Origin of the sequence: Salidesulfovibrio onnuriiensis (assembly GCF_008001235.1) — a bacterium.
Lineage (GTDB): Bacteria > Desulfobacterota > Desulfovibrionia > Desulfovibrionales > Desulfovibrionaceae > Pseudodesulfovibrio > Pseudodesulfovibrio onnuriiensis.
The window spans coordinates 311,352-332,261 of record NZ_CP040751.1; the positions used below are offsets into that span (position 1 = coordinate 311,352).

The window sequence follows — 20,910 nt, forward strand, 5'->3', positions numbered from 1 at the left end:
AAGCCGGGCGACGGCCCTTGCCGGGGGTGTGCCTTGCGCACCGCAAAAGCGGCGGAGCACACCCTACTCCCGGTGCCTGAAAATGTAAAACGCCTGCCCGCCCGGCAACATTTACCCTGCTGTTTTTCAAAATATCAACCTGATTTCCAAGGATATTTTTTTGGCACGAGCCTTGAATAAAGGGAGCCAAGGAGTGAGCCATGCAGAATATTCCTTATGTGGAAAAAGAGACCTACACAAAACTGACCACCGCCAACATGGCGGACAGAATCCCGGAAAAGGCCAAGAAAGACCTTTTCGAGGATTTCTTCAGCCAGCAGATTTCCTATGCCTCGCCCAGCAAGGGCGATACCGAGGAAGCCCTGTACCAGGACCTGTTCACGCAGCAGGAAGTCTTCGTGCAGGAAGGACTCGCCACGGCTCCCCTTTCCACCGACGAAAAGATGATCAAGGCCGCCCCGCAGGCGGCAAGCGCAACCAAGGTGGAAGAAAAGGAAGTGCTCAAGCCCTCCAGGTCCATGGTGGAAGAGCAACCCGCCGAAAAGAAAATGACCCGGGAAGACCTGGACGAAGTTCGGGACGACCTCAAGGAATACGGCCTGAGCGACGAGGAAATCCAGGATATGGAAGACCGGATCGACAGCGATGAAGGCCTGACCTGGGGACAGTTCGTCAGCGAGCTCAATGAGAAGATCAGCCAGTTCGGCAAGGTGGAGCTCTCCCCGGAACAGACCGAGAAGCTCCAGTCCATGTTCGGCAAGCTGGGATTCAGCGACAAGGAATCCGGCCAGCTCATCAAGGATCTTGAAAACGGCAATTCCAAGAAGGTCCTGAACGCCATCATGGAAAAGCTCGACGCCCTGCCGCAGGGAACCAAGATCCTGTTCGACAAGGGCGAGGTCGAGGCCTTTGCCGCGGCCATGAACTCCTCCAAGGAATTCACCGTCGAGATCAAGAAGATGTTCAGCAAGGCCGCCCTGCCCAAGGACATGAAGGAGGCCTTCTCCCTCATCAGCCAGGAAACGGCCAAGCTGGACCAGAAGGAAATCCGCCTGGTGCGCGCCGTGGGCAAGGCCCTGGTCAAGGCCATGGGCAAGGAGCTCAAGGACAGCTCCGCCGCAGCCGACACCAACAAGGCCGTGGACCTCAAGGAACGCACCGCCAAGGGTGAAAAGGCCGCTTCCAAGAAAACCGGAAACGCCAAGGCGGAAAACAGCGAAAAGACCAAGGCCGGTTCCGAAACCGACCTCAAGGCCGAGATCGCCGACGCCGACCAGCAGGACTCCGAGGAAAAGGCTCCTGTCCGCCAGGTGGAGGCCAAGCAGGCCGAGGCCGCCAGGACCGTCGCCAAGGAAAGCGATGCGGGCCAAGCCGTTGCCAGGGAAGGGGAATTCAAGGAGGCCCTGAAGAACCTCCAGGAAAACAGCACCCACAAGAGCGACCGGAACGAAAAGGACGCCCTGCCCCAGTTCAAGCAGGCCGAGACCAACGCCGACGCCAAGCAGGAAAACGCTGGCCAGACCGCTTCCGACAAGAACGCCAAGCAGGAAAACGCCTGGAACCAGTTCTTCGGCAAGCTGACCAAGGACGAATCCGGCTCCGCCAAGAGCTCCTTCGGCAAGCTGGAAAACCTGGCCCAGGCCCTCAAGGGCTCGGGCAGCGATTCGGCCAAGACCGCTCTCACCGACATGGCGGGCAACGCCAAGACCCGCGTTTGGGAAAAAATTTCCGCGCCCAAGGTCATGCGCCAGGTCAACAACGCCATCTTCACCAACCTGGGCCAGGGCAAGAAGCAGCTGACCCTGCACCTCAAGCCCGAGGCGCTGGGCGCGGTCAAGGTCGTGCTCCAGGTCCAGGGCAAGGAAGTGAACGCCACCCTGCGCGCCGAAAGCGCCGAAGCGGCCAAGGTCATTGCCGACCACGTGGAAAGCATCAAGCAAAGTCTTGAAAACCAGGGTCTTAAGGTCAACAAGCTCGATGTCCAGACCGGCCTGGCCGAAAACGACGGTCGCCAGAACTGGCAGGGCGAGATGCAGCACAACCAGGCCCGGGAACGCGACGAAATGGCGCGCATGCGTCAGCGCATGAGAAATCTTCGCGAGGGAACCGGCATTTTGGCCCAGGACATGCAAAATATGACTGACACGGCAAATGTTGCCGAACAAGGGTTACACGTCGTCGCATAGGAGAAGGGCGATGACGGTCCGCCTAGGGGTAGGCGGAAGCAAGTCTCTCAAATAATGCGGAATGCACCGCACGGGGATGACGACCGCTGGGGAGCGGTTACCCGGGCACCAGGTGCAGGCCGCAAGGGGAAGAAGCCATGAGTTACGTTAATACCGGCTACATATTGGGCCAGCACGAGCAGTATCTGGCCGAAGCCAACTCTCCCAATCAGAAAAAGAGTGTCGACCAGGAATCCTTCCTGACCCTTCTGGTGGCGCAGCTTACGCACCAGGACCCCATGAATCCCATGGAAGACACCGACATGACCAGCCAGCTCGCAGAGTTCTCCAGCCTGGAGCAGCTCACCAGCATCAACACGGGCATCGAGAACCTGGGTTCGGCCCAGGAGCGTACCGACATGCTCACCGCCGTGAGCTTCATCGGCAAGAGCGTTCGGGCCTCCGGCTACAATATTTCCAAGGAAGGCACCACGGTCAGCAAGATCTTCTACGGCACAGGCGAAGCCCTGGGCGCGGTCAAGATCAATGTTTACGACTCGGACGGCGCCATTGTCCGCACCGTGGAGCAGGGTTCCAAGGAGCCCGGCAACTACGAATTCGAATGGGACGGCCGCAACGCCAAGGGCGAACTGGTGGCCGACGGCACCTACAGCGTGGGTATTCTGGGCGAGGACACCAACGGCAAGCCGGTCATGATCCGCACGGAAATGTCGGGCGAGGTCTCGGGGATCGTCCAGGAAAACGGCCAGAGCTTCCTGCGTCTCAAGGATGGCCGCTACGTGAGCTTCGCCAACGTCACCGAAGTGGTGAACACGGGAAGCACCGATTCAGGCAGCGAAACCGAGGAAAGCGGTTCGTAATATTTCGGCAGGAAACCCGCCGGCCCGGGATTCGGGACAGCATGGCGCTGACTTAGGGGTAAGGGAGAGCGCCGCGACAATGCACCCCGGCACCGGGACCACCGGCACCAATTGGAGAATAGATTAGGAGGTAGACCATGGGTTTGTCAGCATCATTATACTCCGGCATCACCGGACTCACCGCACATGGTGAAAAGATGACTGTCATCGGCAACAACCTTGCCAACGTCAACACCACGGGCTTCAAGGCGGCCCGCATGCATTTCGAGGATTTCGTGAGCCAGGACTTCCCCACCACGGCGGGGACCTCCCAGGTGGGACGCGGCGTGCGCGTTGCGGCCATCTATGCGGACTTCGGCCAGGGCGCCTTGGAAACCACCACGGAATCCACGGACATGGCCATTTCCGGCGACGGATTCTTCACGGTCTCGCCCAAGGGCGAGGACGCCAACTACTACACCCGCGCCGGCGTGTTCCGCTTCGACAACGACGGTTTTCTGGTGGACCCGCACGGCTACGTGGTGCAGGGATGGGCAGTGGAACAGCAGGAGGCCACCGTGGCCACCTCCACAACCGCGGACCAAACCACCACATCCACGGGCGCGCGCATCATCGGCACGCCCACGGACATCCAGCTGGAAAACTTCCAGTCCCCGCCCAAGGCCACCTCGCAGGTGTCCATGGTCACCAACCTGGACCCCACCACGGTGAGCCGCTCCAACGACACGAACAACCCGTATTTCGCCCTGATGCAAAACTGGGACGGCTCGGCCGAGACCCCGCTGGCTTCGGGCAACTACGCCTATTCCAGCACCATCAAGGTCTTCGACGAAGTGGGCGCCTCCCATAACCTGACCGTGTATTTCGACCAGGTCACCATGTCCAATGCGGGCGGCGACACGGTCTGGGAATACATGGTCACCATAGACCCCCTGGAAGACAAACGCATCATCTCCGGTGCTGACGGCAACATGACTGCCATGGCCGGAACCTCGGCAGCGGGACTGCTCATGTGCGGCACCATGACCTTCCGTACCGGCCAGCTGGTGGGCATGAACGCCTTCACCTTGCAGTCCAACGGCGGCATCAACGGCGGGTCCATGAGCCTCGACTCCTGGCAGATGGCCGACTTCTCGTCCCAGGGCTACCCGGTCTTCGCCGCCAACTTCCTGGGGCAATCCAACGCCAGCACCACCAATTCAGCCAACGCCTCGCTCGTGGAGCTCAACTTCGGGCTGCGCAACACGGACCTGACCAGTAACGGTTCGGGCGCATGGACCGCGGGCTGGGCCCAGACCACCGGTGCCCTGCAGCAGACCGCGGCGGACGTGTCCAACAACATCTCCAACTCGGGTATACTGCCCAACTTCAAGGGCACCGAGATCAGCGCCCTGGCCACCCAGAGCTTCGACACCGGCGGCTCGTCCACCCTGTTCCAGAACCAGAACGGCTACTCCGCGGGCGTGCTCCAGGGGGTGTCGGTCTCCCGCGACGGCATCCTGTCCGGCCGCTATTCCAACGGCCAGACCCTGCAGCTCTATTCCCTGACCCTGGCCACCTTCACCGACAAGTGGCACCTGCGGCGCGAGGGCGGCAACCTGTTCTCCGAAACCACGGAGTCGGGCCCGGCGCTCACCGGACAGGCGGGCGACAGCGGCAAGGGCGTCGTGGACGGCAACTCGCTGGAAATCTCCAATGTGGACATGGGCAACGAGTTCGTCAAGATGATCACCACCCAGCGCGGCTTCCAGGCCAACACCAAGGTGATTACCTCGGCCGACTCCATGCTCGGCGAAGTCATCGCCATGAAGCGCTAATGAATGACCCCAACGGAGTTACAATGGTAACGACCCATTAAGATAGACTCCTTCTCCAATGCCGTTCCCGCGCCGACCCCGCGCGGGGACACCGAAGAAACAGGCCCGGCGGAATGAATGTTCCACCGGGCCTTTTCCCGCCATCTTGCTGCGTTGAACCAGGACGATTCAGTACTCCTTGAGATACATGGGCACCCGGTCCCCGCTCTTCACGAACCCGAACCGCTCGTAGAAATCCTCCTTGCCATCCAGGGCCACCAGCACCTTGCGGGCCACCTCCCTGTAGCGATCCACCAGCCGGTTCATGATTTCGGTGCCGATGCCGCGCCCCTGGTAGTCTGGATGTACGGCAACAAAGGGCACGTACATGACCATGTACCCGTCGGAAATGGCACAGGCCATGCCCGCCAGGCGTTCGCCGTCCCAGGCCGTGATCAGGCTGTGGGAATGCTCCAGGCCCTTGTGCAGCCGCTCTCCCTGGGCCCCGGATGTCCAGCCCAGCTCCGTGAACAGGGCCGCGATCTGCTCATGCCCCTTTTTCCTATCCTCACTGTATGTTATGCCCATTCCCACTCCTTTTTTCCTCCCCATAGCAGACTCCTTCCGGCCTAGGAAATTTTTTCTCTCCCCGGCGCCAAGGTGCTGACGCAACGGCCCGTTTCAACGGAATTTTCCGCTCAGCCAGCTCTTTTCTAGACTTTCTATAAATAGATATTTTACTGATTTTAATGAATTTTTACTCGTTGGCACGCATGCTGCTGAGAACTAGGCAAAAATGGATTTGCAGAGCATCAACAAGGAGGTTTTCTGATGTCCCTCGTTATCAACCACAACCTTATGGCCTTGAACGCCAGCAGAAACCTGAGTGATTCATACGGATCCCTGGCCGTCTCCACCAGGCGCCTGTCTTCCGGCCTTCGCGTGGGTACGGCTGCGGACGACGCCGCAGGCCTGGCCATTCGCGAACTCATGCGTTCGGAAATTTCTTCCATTCAACAGGGCGTGCGCAACGCAAACGACGCCATCTCCATGATCCAGACGGCGGACGGCGCCCTCCAGGTCATCGACGAAAAGCTGGTGCGCATGAAGGAACTGGCGATGCAGGCCGCAACCGGTACCTACAACTCGGACCAGCGCCTGATCATCGACTCGGAATACCAGGCAATGGCTTCGGAAGTCTCCCGTATCGCCAACGCCACCGACTTCAACGGCATCTACCTGCTCAACGGCAACCTGTCCGGGCAGATTTCGGACCACAACGGGAGCGTCCTGGCCCCCTCCGGCCCGATCAAGATTCACTTCGGCACCAGTAACGACTCTTCCGAGGACTACTACTACATCGCCATCCAGGCGGCCACGGCATCCGCCCTGGGCCTGGGCCATGCGGCAGCCGAAAAGACCGGTACCGGCGAACAGATTCACGCGGGCAAGACCGTCTCCACCCAGGCGCTCGCCCAGCTGGCCATGGATGCAGTCAACCAGGCCATTATCTCCAAGGACAAGATCCGAGCCAACCTCGGTTCCCTGCAGAACAGGCTGGAAAACACCATCACCAACCTGGAAATCCAGGCCGAAAACCTGCAGGCGGCGGAATCCCGCATTTCCGACGTGGACGTTGCCACCGAAATGACCGAATTCGTCCGCCAGCAGATTCTTACCCAGTCCGCAGTGGCCATGCTGGCACAGGCCAACTCCCTCCCGAGAATGGCCATGCAGCTCATCAGCGGCTAACGATCGGACTGATCCATCGAGAAGGGATTTGGGATATCAGGGACCGGTCCGGGGCTTACGCCCCGTCCGGTTCCTGATGTTCTTGTTTTTCATACTCGGCAAGCCAGTCCAGCGCGGCCCTGGCGGCCGTCTGCTCGGCCTTTTTCACGCTGGTCCCCGCCCCGGTGAATTTTTCCCCGTGCGGCAGGGTCGTCTCCACCTCGAAGATCTTCTCGTGCTCCGGGCCCCGGGTGTCCACGAGCACGTACAACGGCCGCTCCTGGAACAGGCGCTGGGTCTCCTCCTGCAGCCGGCTCTTGAAATCCTTGGTTTCCGGAAGCTCCGGGGTTTCGGGCCACCGCTCCCGGAAGATATCCCTGATGACCGCCTTTGCGGCCTCAAAGCCACCATCCAGGAACACTGCCCCCATGACCGCCTCAAAGGCGTCGGCCAGCAGGGAATCCCGATCCCGTCCCCCCTGCAGCTCCTCGCCCTTGCCCAGACGCAGGAAACGCTCCAGCTCCAGGTCGCGGGCAATGGCCGCCAGGCTCTTTTCCTTGACCAGGTTGGACCGGATGCGCGTCAGGCTTCCCTCGGGCACATGGGGATAGCGTTTGTACGCTTCTTCGGATATGCAGAGCTCCAGCACCGCGTCCCCGAGGAACTCCAGACGCTCGTTGTCCATCGCGTCGCCCTGCTCGTTGGCGAACGAACTGTGCGTGAGCGCCATTTCCAGGTGCTTGACTTGGGAAAACCGATGGTGGATACAATCCTCTAGTTCAATCATATTCATAAACGCTCCAAAATTCAGGTCGCAATGCAGCCCGTAGACAGATTTCAACCACTTTTCAATCCGCGCAGCATAGCCGTGGTGGGTGCTTCCCGCCACAGCAACAAACTCGGGCACGTGCTTGCGGCCAATATCCTAGGCTCAGGGTATAAGGGGAAATTGTTTCCCGTCAATCCCAAGGCCGAGGAAATCCTGGGCCACAAGGCCTACCCCAGCCCGGCCGAGCTGCCCGAGGCCCCGGACCTGGGCATCGTCGTCCTGCCCCGCGACCAGGTCATCGAGGCCCTGGAGGCCTTGGGCGAGTCCGAAGTCGGAGCCGTGCTGGTCATCACCGCGGGTTTCCGGGAAACCGGCCGCCAGGGCTTTGACCTGGAAACGAAGATGGCCGAGATCGCGGCCCGCAAGAGATTTCTCCTGCTGGGCCCCAACAGCCTGGGGCTCATCAACACGGGCATGGGCCTGAACGCCTCCATCGCCCTGGAGCCGCCCGCCAGGGGCAACATCGGCTTCTTTTCCCAGTCCGGGGCCCTGTGTGCGGCCATCCTGGACTGGGCCCTGGGGGAAAACATCGGTTTCTCCAAGTTCGTGAGCCTGGGCAACAAGGCCGGACTCTCCGAGGCGGACGCGCTCGAGGCCATGGGCGACGACCCGGACACCACGGTCATCATCGGCTACCTCGAATCCGTGGAAAACGGCCGGGAGTTCATGCGCGTGGCCCAGAAGGTCACGGAAAAAAAACCCGTGATCATGATCAAGGCGGGCACCACCCAGGCCGGCGCGCGGGCCACCTCCAGCCACACGGGCGCGGTGGCCGGCTCCATCGAGGCGAGCAAGGCCGCCTTCACCCAGGCGGGCATCATCCAGGTCCACGACGTGGAATCGCTTTTCGACCTGGCCCGGGCCTTTTCCTGCCAGCCCCTGCCCAAAGGTCCGAACCTGACCGTGGTCACCAACTCGGGCGGGCCGGGCATCCTGGCCGCGGACGCCTGCGAGGCCGCAGGCCTGCAGCTGGCCACCCCGGCCACGGCCACGGTGGAGGCCCTGCGCGAGGCGCTGCCGCCCTACGCCTCCCTCTACAACCCCATCGACATCATCGGCGACGCCAAGGCCGACCGCTACCGCACCACCCTGGAGGCCGTGGCAAAGGACCCGCTCACCGACGCGATCATGGTGCTGCTGACCCCCACGGCGTCGGCGGAGATCATGGAAACCGCCCAGGCCGTCATCGACATTTCCGGGGAAACGGACAAGCCCGTGTTCGCCTGCTTCATGGGCGACGAGCGCATCGGCCCGGGCCGCGACCTGCTGCTGGACGCGGGAATCCCCTGTTACGCCTATCCCGAGCCCGCCGTGCGCGCGCTCACGGCCATGGTGGCCCACCACCGCTGGCAGCACCGCCCCTGGCCCGTGGAGGTCTGCTTCCGCCGCGACAAGGGCAAGGGAGACAAGCTCATCCACGAGGCGCGACGCATCCATCTTTCCGAGCTGAGCCAGCCCCAGGCCTTTGAAGTGGCCATGGCCTATGAACTGCCCGTGCCCGAGACCACCATGGCCCGCACCAGCGACCAGGCCGTGCGCGCGGCCAAAAAGATCGGCTATCCCGTGGCCCTGAAGATCGTCTCCCCGCACATCGAGGGACGCCGGGCTCTGGAGGGCGTGGCCCTGAACCTGGAGGACCCCCGGCAGGTGCGAGCGGCCTTTGCCGACATCACGGCCCGCGTCATGCGCCGGCGCCCGGGCACCTATATTTCCGGCTGCCTGGTGCAGGCAATGGGCCCCAAGAAGGCCCGGGAAGTGGTCATCAAGCTGCGCCAGGACCCCCAGTTCGGGCCGCTCATCGGCTTTTGCATGGCCGGGCCCTCGGCCGAGATCCTGAACGACATCGCCTGGCGGCTCGCGCCCCTGACCCTGCAGGACGCCCAGGAGATCATCCGCGAAATCAAGTCCTTTCCCCTGCTGCGTGGTGTGCGCGGCGAGCCCCCCGTGGACTTCGGGGCCATAGAGGACATTCTGTTAACCGTGTCGCAAATGGCCGTGGACTTCCCGGAAATCCGGGAGGCCGAACTCAACCCCATTCTTTTGAGTGAAAACGGGGCGTTGGTCACCGACCTGCGCTTGACCGTCGGCTGATTTTTGGCAATAGATTCGGAAAAGGGAGGAACAGGCATGCCAGGTCTCTACATTGGATCCACCACCGGATACTCGGGCAAAAACATGATCGTCATGGGGCTGGGGCTGCGGCTCCAGAAGGACGGTTTCAACGTGGGCTACATGAAGCCCGTCGGAGCCATGCCCGTGGAGATCGACGGCAAGCTCGGGGACGACGACGCCCTGTTCGTGCAGGACGTGCTCGGCCTGGACGGCAACCCCGAAGACGTCACCCCCGTGGTGGTCACCCAGGACTTCAAGGTCAAGGCCTTCAGCGGCAAGATGAAAGGGCTGGTGGACACCATCGCCGAAAAGTACGAAATCGTGTCCAAGGACCGGGACATCACCCTGGTGGCCGGTTCCGGGTCCATGTATTCGGGCAAGTACTGCGACACGGACGCCATCACCGTGATCAAGAAGCTCGGCGTCAAGGCCGTGATCATCGACCGCTTTGAAAAGGAACTCAAATACGACTACCTGGCGGTCATGAAGGAAACCCTGGGCGACCAGCTCATCGGCGTGGTCCTCAACGACGTTCCCCCGCACTTCATGGACGAGGTCAACCAGCTGCTGGCCCCGTTCCTGGAAAAACGCGGCATCAAGGTGCTGGGCGTGATCCCGCGCGACCCGCTCATGGGCGCCATCAAGGTGGGCGACCTGGCCGACCGCCTGGGCGGCAAGATCATTTCGGCCCACAACAAGGCCGACCGCGTGGTGGAAAGTTTCCTCATCGGCACCATGCAGGTGGAAAACTTCATGACCCACTTCCGCAAAAAGAAGAATTCGGCCATCATCGTGGGCGGCGACCGTTCGGACGTGCAGCTCGTGGCCCTGGAAGGGGACTGCCCCTGCCTGGTGCTCACCGGCAACCTCTACCCCAACGACATCATCCTGACCCGCTCCGAGGTGCTGGAGACCCCCATCATCATGGTCCGCGAGGACACCTACTCCGTGGCCAAGAAAATGGACTCCATCCTTTCCCGGCACAAGCTGCGCGACGCCATCAAGATCAAGCAGGGCTCGGACCTGGTCTCCGACAACATCGATTTCCAGCACATCAAGAAGGAGCTGGGCCTCGGCTAGCCAACGGCTGAAAAACGCACGCCTGCCGTGCCGCTTCAAGAAAGTCAGGCCGCCCGTCTTCGGACAGGCGGCCTTTATTAATAATAGCCCCCGGCGGTCCTCCCCCGTAGTGTTTATACTGACAAAAAACCTCGACGGAGAACGCCATGAAAGGCCTGCGACGACTTCTGGGCAGCTCCCTGGCCCCGCTCCTGCTCATCTGGATGGGGCTCGGCATGTACAACTGGCCCATGCTTTCCCTTTCCGACCCGGGACACGGCAACAACCTCATCCTCTACATGTTCCTGGTCTGGGGCGCGCTCACCGTGCTCTCCCTGGCCATGTCCCTGGCCGGGTCGCACAAGCAGGCCGAAAGCAAGGACGAGGACGACCGGGGAGAGTCCTCATGAGCCTGCCCGTCATCCTGCTCACGGTTCTGGCCTACCTGGGCGTGCTCTTTGCCCTGGCCTTCCTGGTGGAGCACAACGAACGGCTGTGCCGCGCCGTGCAGCGAAACCCCTACATCTACTGCCTGTCCATCGGCATCTACTGCACCAGCTGGACATTCTTCGGCGCCGTGGGGCGCGCCGCCAACATCGGCGTGGACGTGCTGGCCGTGTTCCTGGGCGCCAGCCTGACCTACACGGCTGCCTGGCTGGTGGTGCGCAAGCTCGCGGCCATCAAGGAGAGCTTCAAGACCACCAGCATCGCGGACTTTCTTTCCACGCGCTACTCCCACCCCCAGCTCCTGGCCGGGCTGGTCACATTCATCTGCCTGCTGGCCATCATGCCCTACATCGCCCTGCAGCTGAAATCGGTCATCAGCACGACCATGGTGCTCATGGCCCGGCCCGGCAGCGAGACACAAACCCTGGGGCAGGACATCGGCCAGATACTGTGCCTGCTCATGTCGGTCTTCACCATCCTGTTCGGGGCGCGGCGCATCGATCCCACCGAACGGCACCAGGGCATGATCGCGGCCATCGCCATCCAGTCCGTGGTCAAGCTCGCCGCCATACTGGCCTGCGGATTCTTCGTGGTCTTCATGGTCCATGACGGATTCGCCGACGTGTACCAGAAGGCCCTGGAGGTCAACGGAAACGCCATGTTCCTGGGCTCCCTCAAGGCCCGGGGGGTGCAGGGCTACCTGACCTGGGGCACCATGTTCCTCATGTCCATGTGCGCGGGCCTGTTCCTGCCCCGCCAGTTCCACGTGGCCGTGGTGGAGAACTCGGACCTCGGGCATACCCGCACCGCTACTTGGTTCTTCCCCCTATACCTCATCGCCTTCAACGTATTCGTCATGCCCCTGGCCTATGCGGGCATCGCCGCCCGGCTGCCCCTTTCCGCCGCCGATACCTACGTGCTGACCCTGCCCCTGCACCACGGCAACACGGGCCTGGCCCTGTTCGTGTTCATCGGCGGTTTTTCCGCGGCCATCTCCATGATCATGATCTCGGCCATGACCACCTCCACCATGTTCGTCAACCACCTGCTCCTGCCCCTGTTCTCCCGGCTGGGCATCATGGGCACCGCAGGCAGGTTTCTGCTGCAATGGCGCTGGGCCTCCATCGTGGGGGTCATCTTCCTGGGCTACCTGTTTGCGCAGGGAATCGGGAATTCCTACGCCCTGGTCAGCATAGGGCTCATCTCCTTTGCCGCGGCCACCCAGTTCGCCCCGGCCTTCCTGGGCACCCTGTTCTGGCGCAGGACCAATTTCGCGGGGGCCTTCGGCGGGCTCCTGGCCGGCTTCATGGTCTGGTTCTACACCCTGCTGCTCCCGGCCATGATCAAGAGCGGCTGGATCCAGACCGACCTGCTGGAAAACGGCCCCTTCGGCATTGCCCTGCTCCGGCCGGAAGCCCTGTTCGGGCTCACGGAATTTCCGCCCCTGGCCAACAGCCTTTTCTGGTCCCTGTTCTTCAATGTCTGCCTGTTCCTCGCCCTGACCCTGGCCTTCGAGCAGACCGACCGGGAAAAGCAGGTGGCCGAGGAATTCGTCTCGGTCCTTGACGCCTCCTCCATGGGCTCCCTGACCACGGACGTGGAGGTGGACCTGGACCAAAAAACACTGCAACTTTCGGGCGGCCTGCAGATGCAGCTCGGACAGGGCAAGGCGGTGGACATGGTCCAGGCCTGTCGGAAAAAACTGGGGCTCGGCGACACGCGCCAGGTGGACGTGGTGGACTACGCCCGGCTGTTCCGCGAGGTGGAGCGTTCCCTGTCCGGCGTGTTCGGCTATGCCATGGCCAAGCAGGTGCTCAAGCGCGACCAGTATTTCACGGACGTGGAGCAGCGCGCCCTGTCCGAAGGGTACGGACGCATCCTGGCCCGGCTCAACCTGCCGCCGCGCAAGCTGCTGGAGCGCATCGACTACCACGAGGAACGCGAGCACATGCTTGAGGAACACGGCCGGGAACTGGACCGCAAGATCCGGGAGCGGGACAAGGCGCTTGCCAAGCGCAAGGCCACGGAAGCGGCCCTCAAGGCGTCCGAGGAAAAATTCCACAGCATCTTCGAAAACGCTCTGGAGGGAATCTTCCAATCCACGCCGGAAGGGAGATTTTTAACGGCAAACCCGGCCATGGCATCCATGCTCGGGTACGGCTCGCCCCAGCATCTCGTGGAAACCGTGACCGATATCTCCCGCGAGCTTTACGTGGACCCCAACCAGCGCAAGGAACTGCTCGCAACCCTGCAAAAGGAAGGCAGAGCGCGGGAATTCGACGTCGAACTCTACCGGGCGGACCGAAGCAAGATGTGGATGGGCCTGCACCTGTACCCCAAGTATGACGACGCGGGAAACCTCCTCTACATGGAAGGCATCGGCGTGGACATCACCCGCCGCAAGCTCTCCGAACAGGGCCTGAAACGCTACCAGGACCACCTGGAGGACCTCATGGCCCAAAAGAGCCAGGAGGCGCAGAACCAGGAGGACCTGCTCGGCGAAATACTCGGCTGCCTGGATGCGGGCATGGTCGTCATGGACAGGGAGGCCAACACCGTGCTCAAGGCCAACGAGGCCGCGGAAAGGCTCCTGGGAACCGAGCGGGCCAACATCGTGGGCCTGCCCTGCGAGGCCATCCCCGGTCTGACCCCGGACGGCGGCCAATGCATCATCGACGCAAGCGAATGCGGCGCGGGCCTGCGGGAGACAACCATCACCTCGGGCAAGGGCAGAAAGATCCCGGTGCTCCAATGCGTGCTGGAAACCCGCTTCCAGGGCGACCCGGCCCTGGTGCTGGTGCTGGTGCCGCACAAGAAGGAAGCCTGATCCGCCGTTGTCCTTCCCGCCGCAAGGCAGTAAGGTCCGGCCATGGTCCAGCACAACGATCTCACCCGTGGCCCCCTGCCCGGGCTCATCCGCCAGATCGCCGTTCCCACCTGCGTGGGCATGGTCTTTTCCACCATGTACAACGTGGTGGACACCTGGTTCGCCGGGCTCATCGGCACCGAGGCCCAGGCCGCGCTCTCCCTGTCCTTTCCGGTCTTTTTCCTGCTCATGGCCGCCGGGTCCGGGCTCCAGGTGGGCTCCACCTCCCTCATCGGGTCGGCCCTGGGGGAAGGCGACCGGGACAGGGCCGCCTCCTACGCGGTGCAGGCAATCAGCTTCGGGCTGCTGGCCAGCGCAGGGCTGGCCGTCCTCGGGCTGTGGGCCTCGCCCCACCTGTTCGGGTTCATGGGCGCCAAGGGCCCGTACCTGGAAACCTGCATGGCCTACATGGGCCCCATCTTCTCCTGCGCGCCGGTCTTCCTGCTCCTGTACATGTGCAACGCCACGCTCCAGGCCGTGGGCGACACGCGCACCTTCCGCAACTTCATCGCCGGGGGCGCGGCCCTCAACTGCGCCCTGGACCCCTGGTTCATATACGGGGGTCTGGGCCTGCCGCCCATGGGCGTGGCCGGGGTGGCATGGGCCACGGTGGTCATCCACGCGGCCGGGTGCGGCTACCTGCTCCTGCGCGTCCGCAAGACCGGCCTGCTGAAAACCGACAAGGGCCGCAACCTCGTCCCCCGGCCCGGGCTCTACCTGTCCATCGCCCGCCAGGGCCTCCCGGCCAGCGTGAACTTCCTGACCATCGCCATCGGCGTGTTCGTCATCAATTCCTTTGTCAGCGACTTCGGGCAGGGGGCGGTGGCCGCATACGGCATCGCCATGCGCGTGGAGCAGATCGCGCTCATGCCCACCATCGGCCTCAATGTGGCGGCCCTGTCCATCATCTCCCAGAATTTCGGGGCCCGGGACTTCGGCCGCATCCGCGAAACCCTGCGGCTCTGCCTCAAGTACGGGGCCTGGATGATGCTCCCGGCGGCCGCGCCCATCATTCTGCTGGCCCGGCCGTTCATGGCCGCCTTCAGCTCGGACCCGGCGGTCGTCGAAACCGGTGCGGCCTACCTGCGCATCGACGCCCTGGTCCTCTACGGCTATGTGGTCATCTTTGTGGGCACCTCGGCGCTCCAGGCCATCCAGAAACCCATGTTCGCCATCTGGCTGGGCCTGGGCCGCCAGTTCCTGGCCCCGGTCCTGCTCTTCTGGCTTTTCACCCGGATCCTGGGCCTGGGCATTCTTTCCATCTGGTGGTCCATCTTCGCCATTGTCTGGATTGCCGCTGGAATAACCTATTGGTTCTCCCGGAGAAAACTGCGGGAAGCAGCGGCTGGCGCGGACTGAGCCCCCCATTCCTTCACACGGTTTTAACCGGAAAAAGCTTGACTTGGCCGCTCCGATCCTTACTTTGACCTCCGGAGCGAGTTCATGAAACACCTGATGATCTTTTGCGCCACAGTGGCCACGGTCCTGCTGGCGCTCCCCTCCGACGCCCTGGCCTGGGGACCGGGAGCGCACCTGGCCATCGGCCAGGCCGCCCTGGACAACCTGTGCCTGCTGCCGCCGCTCATCGCCAGGCTGCTCGCCCGCCACAACGATTCGTTCCTCTACGGCTGCCTGTGCGCGGATATCTTCATCGGCAAGGGCACCCGCTTCAAGCCCGGCCACAGCCACAACTGGACCACGGGATTCAAGCTCCTGAAGTCCGCCCGGGAATCCGGGACCCTGGCCTATGCCTACGGCTACCTGACCCACCTGGCCGCCGACGTGGTGGCCCACAACTACTTCGTGCCCAACATGCTCTGGAGCATGCCCTGCGGCGGCAAGACCAGCCACGTGTACGTGGAAATGCACACGGACATGACCATCGACTGGAGCCCGGAACTGGCCCTCAGGCTCTTCCGCGCCCCCAACCGCAGCTCCGAGGGCGTGCTGCTCTCGGCAACGGAACAGCGGCGCTGGTCCTTCCTGATCAAGAAACGGCTCATGATGGGCAGCCTGAACCTGGCCTCCCGCAAGAGCTGGGACAGCTCCCTGGACCTGGCCGAACGCATGCTGCCCTGGCCCCACAACACGGGCTACCGCCAGGAAATGCTCGACCTGGCGACCCGCACCGTGCTGCACTTCCTCGAAGATCCCACGGCCTCCCCGGCCCTGGCCTTCGACCCCATCGGCAGCCGCAACCTGGACCGGGTCCGGGGGCTGCGCACCAAAAAACTGCGCCGGGGCGCGGACACGCCGCTCCTGTTCGAGACGCCCGGCGACCTGGCCGACCTTCCCGCACTCCCGCAGCAGCCCGCATCCCTCTGCCGCGCCCAAGGCCAATAGCCCACTTTATCATACAGTATCACATAGTTCTCTGGTAGGATCGGCCCAGTGTCACCAAGCTGTCCCGCGGAGGCCCTTTGAAACGATCCATCCTCGTTGTTCCGCTGGCCCTGTTCGCCATATTCATGCTTGCGGTTTTCATGTTCGAACGGGCGGAGACCGAACAGCACCGGAACAAGATGCGCCTGAACATCTTCTATGAGCTCAGCGCCATCCAGAGCCGGTTCGAAACCGCGCTCTCCCGCAGGCTGAACATCCTGCGGGCCACGTCCGCGGTCTTTTCGGGCAGCCCTAACCTGCCCGACGAGCAGGCGGACAACCTGATCAAGAGCCTGGTCTACGACCAGGAAGGCGTGGACGCCGTCATCGTGGCCCGGGACAACCGCATCGTCCATGTCTACCCGCCCACCGCCGAGGACCAATATCTGGACATCCCCACCGACCATCTGCCCCCGGTCGTCTCCCTGGCCATCAAGAGCAGCATCGTCCGCCGCGACATGGTGGTCATGGGACCTTCGGAATTCTTTCCCGGCAGAAGCACCATCCTGGCGGCCATACCCGTGTTCGAGCAACAGGGCGGCCCCCACGGCAACGGCCCGTTCTGGGGCGCGGTGGCCATGGTGCTCGACCCGGAGTCCATCTTCAAGGATACCGGGCTCGTGGATGAATACCCGGAACTGAAAAAGGCCCTCATGGTCCCCCATACGGACGCCAGCGGCTGGCAGATGGCCTATGGCTCCAGGAACGTGTTCGACGCCGACCCGGTGACCATGCACATCCTCCTGCCGCAAGGCTACTGGCAGTTGGCGGCCATCCCCCAGGAAGGCTGGGGGAAATCGCCCTACTCCACGTTCATTTTCGGCTCGGGCTTTCTCCTGGCCCTGGCCCTGTCCCTGGGCCTCTGGCACACTCTGCACCAGGCCCGGGCGCGGGAACTGGCGCGGGAGGAATACTACCACCTGGTCCACACGGCCCGCAGCATCATCCTGCGCCTGGATACGGCGGGCCGCATCCGGTTCATCAACGAATACGCCCTGTCCTTTTTCGGGTTCGAGCGCGATGAGCTGGAGGGCCATCCCCTGGTGGGCGGCCTGTTCCCGGAATTCGGGCTCGACGGCAGGAACATCTCCAGCCTGGTCAACCGGCTCATCCGCACCCCTTCCGACCTGCCCGCATACGAGATCGAGGCGATCAAGAAAAACGGCGAGATCGTCTGGATCGCCTGGAGCAACCGGCCTTCCTACGACCCGCGCGGCAAGCTGCGGGACATCGTCTGCGTGGGCACGGACGTGACCAAGCGGCGGCAGATGGAGGAGGCCCTGCGCAAGAGCGAAAGCAAGTACCGACTGCTCACGGAGAACGTCACCGACGTGATCTGGGGCCTGGACGCCAACCTGCACTTCACCTACATCAGCCCCTCGGACAAGCAGCTGCGCGGCTTCGACGCCGTGGAGGTGCTGGGTAAGCCCCTCTGGGACTACGTGGCCCACGGCTCCAAGGACCTGCTGCTGCATATCGTGGCCAATCTGGAGCGCAAGCTGCACAAGGGCCAGGACCTGCCAGAGACCCTGACCATGTCCCTGGAGATGCTCTGCAAGGACGGCAGCACGGTCTGGGTGGAGACCCGCGCCACCGTGCTCTACAACGACGAGGGCGACATGGTGGGCATGCAGGGCGTCAGCCGCGACATCTCGGACCGCACCCGGGCGGACGCCCTGCGCGAGGACATGGAGCGCATCGCGCGCCACGATTTAAAGACCCCGCTGGGCGCGGTCATCGGCCTGCCCGAGGAGATCGCCCGGGAAGGCAACCTGACCCCGCAGCAGAACAAGATGCTCGAGGTCATCCGCAAGGCCGGAACGTCCATGCTCGAGCTCATCAACCGCTCCCTGGATCTCTACAAGATGGAAACCGACGCCTACGCCCTGGACCTGGAGCGCGTGGACCTCATCAAGCTTCTGGACCTCATCGGCGCGGAATCCCGGCCCTTGCTGCGCGCCAAGGGCATCAGCCTCGGCGTGGAAACGCCGGACGGGGCCGAGGAATTCCCGGTCATGGGCGAAAAACCCCTGCTGCACGCCATGCTCTCCAACATGGTCAAGAACGCCCTGGAGGCCTCCCCCGAGGGCGGCTCCGTGCATATCCGGCTGCGCCGCCGCGACGGGGTGCGCATTTCCGTGCGCAATGCCGGCAGCGTGCCCGAGGAGCTGCGCGAGGTCTTCTTCGACAAGTACGCCAAGGGCGATTCCTCCAAGGGGTCGGGCCTGGGCACCTATTCCATGCGGCTCATCGCCCGCACCCACGGCGGGGACGCACGCCTGGACGCCGCCACCCCCGGCGAGACCACGGTCAACGTCATCCTTCCGGACCGGCCCCTCAAGTAGGCACCTCCCCTGTTGCGGCCGCCGCAATTCATGCAAGCAAACGACGTGCGCATATTGTTTGACATTCAAGACAAGTCGCTCTAAGAAACCTTGAGACTCAAACAATCAGAGGTTCAAATGAATTTCGATACACTCTTTCTCGTGGCGCTCCAGTCCAGCCTCATGCTGGGGTTCATCCACGGGGTCAACCCCTGCGGCCATTCCTGGGTGGTGCTGGCCCCGTTCGTTGCGGGAGATTCCAGCGGCAAACGCGTTTCCGTGCTGACCACCGCCTTCATCTTCGGAACCACCATGGGCTGCCTGGGCATCGGGCTGGCCCTGGGCCTGCTTTCCGCAGGCCTGCCCGAGTCGGTGCGCTCCGTCACGGACATGATCACCGGCGGCATCATCGTCCTGCTGGGCGCGGTGCTGCTCTGGCGGCCACACCTGCTGCACAGCCACGACCATGACGGCCACCACTGCCATGAGCACGGGCATGACCACGACCACGGGGACCACTGCTCCTGCCATTCCCACGCGCACACGCCCCTTTCCGCGCGCAGGTCCACGGCCTGGGGACTCGGCACCCTCGGCTTCGTGAACATGATCGTGCCCTGCCCCACGGTGGCCATCATGTATTCCTACGCCCTGGAATCGGGCAGCGCCGCCAAGTCCGTGGCCGTGTTCGGCATCTACGCGCTGGGAACGGGCGTCGCCCTGGGCGGGGTCATCTACGCCATCTTCAAGGTCACCAGCCTGATCCGGCGCATGCAGCAGTCGTGGATCGAACCGGCGGTCATGCGCACCGTGGGCGTCATGACCATCGCCTTCGGCGTCTATTCCCTGTACGGAGACTTCGCAGCCTAGGAGAAACCATGAGCGATACGGACAGACTCACCCACCTCATCGTCGAGTTCTACGACAAGCTCTCGTCCTGGGAGCACAGCGTGGTGCGCGACAAGGGCCTGACCCTGGCCCAGGTGCACACCCTGGAGATCCTCGGCATCCACCGGGCCATGCGCATGAAGGAGCTGGCCGAAAAGATGGGCGTGACCACCGGCACGCTCACGGTCATGGTGGACCGCCTGGAAAAGAACGAACTGGTGCGCCGCAGACCGCACGAATCCGACCGCCGCTCCATCCTGGTGGAGCTGACCGACGCGGGGCATGAGCATTTCCTGGAGCACGACAAGCTGCACAAGCAGCTCACCGAAGACATCACCTCCGCCCTTTCCGAGGAGGAGCGTTCCTCCCTGGCCATGGTCCTGGAAAAGATGAACCGGGAATTCTAGCCGGGCGCAAAACATCCCCGCCCTCTGACGAATGGGGACATCCCGCGCGGTTGCCCGGTCGGCGGCCGCACGGGTTTGTTTCCGTTTTGTGACACGCCGAGATAATAATAGGCCATGATTCCACCCGGGACCATATTCGTTTCATGATGGGGAATGTCCCGTAACAACGAACCGCGCCCGGGGGCGCGAACGCCAAAGGGGAGAATCATGAAAAAGGGATTGCTGATCATCCTGTCGGTCCTGGTTATTTCCGCATTCATGGCCATGTCCGCACTGGCCGCCCAGAAGGTGACCATCGTGGGGGATTCGGATTACCCGCCCTACAGTTTCGACAACAACGGCAAGATGGATGGGATCTATGTCCGGATCCTGCAGAAGATCTTTCCGCAGATGACGGACTACGACGTGGAATTCAAGCTCATCCCCTGGAAGCGGGGCCTGGCGCTCGTGGAAAAGGGAGAGGCGCTCGGCATTGTTCCGCCCTATTACCGGCCCGAAAAACGCCCCTGGATAAAGCCCTATTCCGACCCGATCATCAAGGAGGAGGTGGCGGTCTTCTGCAACAAGAAGGTCCTGGACAAGCCCCGGACGAAATTCCCTGAGGACTACTACGGCCTGCTCTTCGGGAACAACATGGGCTTTGCGGCGGGCGGCAAGGATTTCACGGACGCCGTGGCCACAGGGAAAATCAAGATGGAAGAAACCAAGGGAACCGACAAGAACCTCCAGAAGCTGGCCTCCGGCCGGGTGGACTGCTACATCAACGACAAGCAGGCCATTCTCTGGAGCCTGAAGCAGCTCGCCGCGGACGGCAAGCTCATGGGCAACCCCGACGATGTGGTCGAAAGCCAGATCATCAGCGGCGAGGAAGGCTACATCGGCTTTTCCGCCAAGCTTGATGCGGCGGACTTCGCGGCCAAGTTCAACGCGTTGCTCAAGGCCATGAAGGACAGCGGGGAAGTCGACGCGATCATCAAGGAATTCAACAAATAACTCCATATCGCAAGCAACACGGAGGAGGGGCGC

Annotated in this window: 16 protein-coding genes; 14 read left to right on the plus strand and 2 right to left on the minus strand. The window is 62.7% G+C overall.

What is annotated here, in order from left to right; genetic code table 11:
* Window positions 1-200: 200 nt before the first annotated feature.
* The 3 genes from FGL65_RS01445 (at window position 201) to FGL65_RS01455 (ending at window position 4,863) form a co-directional block, all read left to right on the plus strand.
* Entirely contained in the window at window positions 201-2,186 is a 1,986-nt protein-coding gene (locus tag FGL65_RS01445) for a flagellar hook-length control protein FliK (RefSeq protein ID WP_147819191.1), read from the plus strand.
* 137 nt (window positions 2,187-2,323) lie between these two features.
* A complete protein-coding gene (locus FGL65_RS01450; RefSeq protein WP_147819194.1) occupies window positions 2,324-3,046 on the plus strand; it encodes a flagellar hook assembly protein FlgD in 723 nt (240 codons plus the stop codon).
* Window positions 3,047-3,183: 137 nt separating this feature from the next.
* A complete protein-coding gene (locus FGL65_RS01455) occupies window positions 3,184-4,863 on the plus strand; it encodes a flagellar hook protein FlgE (RefSeq protein ID WP_147819196.1) in 1,680 nt (559 codons plus the stop codon).
* Window positions 4,864-5,031: 168 nt separating this feature from the next.
* Here the strand turns inward: FGL65_RS01455 and FGL65_RS01460 are convergent, their stop codons facing one another.
* Window positions 5,032-5,430 carry a GNAT family N-acetyltransferase gene (locus FGL65_RS01460; protein WP_187170485.1) on the minus strand — a complete coding sequence of 133 codons (399 nt, stop codon included), beginning with the start codon at window positions 5,428-5,430 and terminating at the stop codon, window positions 5,032-5,034.
* Between the two features lie 243 nt (window positions 5,431-5,673).
* On the opposite strand from FGL65_RS01460, the gene FGL65_RS01465 reads away from it, so the two are divergent.
* Window positions 5,674-6,594, plus strand: a complete 921-nt coding sequence (locus tag FGL65_RS01465) for a flagellin N-terminal helical domain-containing protein (protein ID WP_147819201.1) — start codon at window positions 5,674-5,676, stop codon at window positions 6,592-6,594.
* A 55-nt stretch (window positions 6,595-6,649) separates the two neighbouring features.
* On the opposite strand, the gene rnc is transcribed toward FGL65_RS01465, so the two are convergent.
* Window positions 6,650-7,366, minus strand: coding sequence for a ribonuclease III (gene rnc, locus FGL65_RS01470; protein ID WP_147819203.1), 717 nt, complete (start codon window positions 7,364-7,366; stop codon window positions 6,650-6,652).
* Window positions 7,367-7,390: 24 nt separating this feature from the next.
* Between rnc and FGL65_RS01475 the strand changes: the two genes are divergently transcribed.
* From FGL65_RS01475 to FGL65_RS01520, 10 genes are all read left to right on the plus strand, one after another.
* A complete protein-coding gene (locus tag FGL65_RS01475; RefSeq protein ID WP_147819205.1) occupies window positions 7,391-9,493 on the plus strand; it encodes an acetate--CoA ligase family protein in 2,103 nt (700 codons plus the stop codon).
* A gap of 36 nt (window positions 9,494-9,529) precedes the next feature.
* Window positions 9,530-10,594: a phosphotransacetylase family protein gene (locus FGL65_RS01480; RefSeq protein ID WP_147819207.1), complete on the plus strand. Its 1,065-nt coding sequence runs from the start codon at window positions 9,530-9,532 to the stop codon at window positions 10,592-10,594.
* A 146-nt stretch (window positions 10,595-10,740) separates the two neighbouring features.
* The gene (locus tag FGL65_RS01485) at window positions 10,741-10,983 is read left to right on the plus strand and encodes a hypothetical protein (protein WP_147819209.1); all 243 of its coding nucleotides are present in this window, start codon (window positions 10,741-10,743) and stop codon (window positions 10,981-10,983) included.
* A complete protein-coding gene (locus FGL65_RS01490) occupies window positions 10,980-13,847 on the plus strand; it encodes a PAS domain-containing protein (protein ID WP_147819211.1) in 2,868 nt (955 codons plus the stop codon). The genes FGL65_RS01485 and FGL65_RS01490 overlap by 4 nt, the downstream gene beginning before the upstream one ends.
* A gap of 42 nt (window positions 13,848-13,889) precedes the next feature.
* A complete protein-coding gene (locus FGL65_RS01495; protein WP_147819213.1) occupies window positions 13,890-15,245 on the plus strand; it encodes an MATE family efflux transporter in 1,356 nt (451 codons plus the stop codon).
* An 84-nt stretch (window positions 15,246-15,329) separates the two neighbouring features.
* On the plus strand, window positions 15,330-16,229 hold the full coding sequence (locus tag FGL65_RS01500) for a zinc dependent phospholipase C family protein (RefSeq protein WP_147819215.1): 900 nt from the start codon (window positions 15,330-15,332) through the stop codon (window positions 16,227-16,229).
* Window positions 16,230-16,306: 77 nt separating this feature from the next.
* Entirely contained in the window at window positions 16,307-18,613 is a 2,307-nt protein-coding gene (locus FGL65_RS01505) for a PAS domain S-box protein (RefSeq protein WP_147819217.1), read from the plus strand.
* A 117-nt stretch (window positions 18,614-18,730) separates the two neighbouring features.
* Window positions 18,731-19,459 carry an urease accessory protein UreH domain-containing protein gene (locus FGL65_RS01510; RefSeq protein WP_147819219.1) on the plus strand — a complete coding sequence of 243 codons (729 nt, stop codon included), beginning with the start codon at window positions 18,731-18,733 and terminating at the stop codon, window positions 19,457-19,459.
* Window positions 19,460-19,467: 8 nt separating this feature from the next.
* Window positions 19,468-19,884 carry a MarR family winged helix-turn-helix transcriptional regulator gene (locus tag FGL65_RS01515; protein WP_147819221.1) on the plus strand — a complete coding sequence of 139 codons (417 nt, stop codon included), beginning with the start codon at window positions 19,468-19,470 and terminating at the stop codon, window positions 19,882-19,884.
* 207 nt (window positions 19,885-20,091) lie between these two features.
* Window positions 20,092-20,877 (plus strand): substrate-binding periplasmic protein, encoded by a 786-nt coding sequence (locus FGL65_RS01520; RefSeq protein WP_187170486.1) that lies wholly within the window; start codon window positions 20,092-20,094, stop codon window positions 20,875-20,877.
* Window positions 20,878-20,910: the final 33 nt, after the last annotated feature.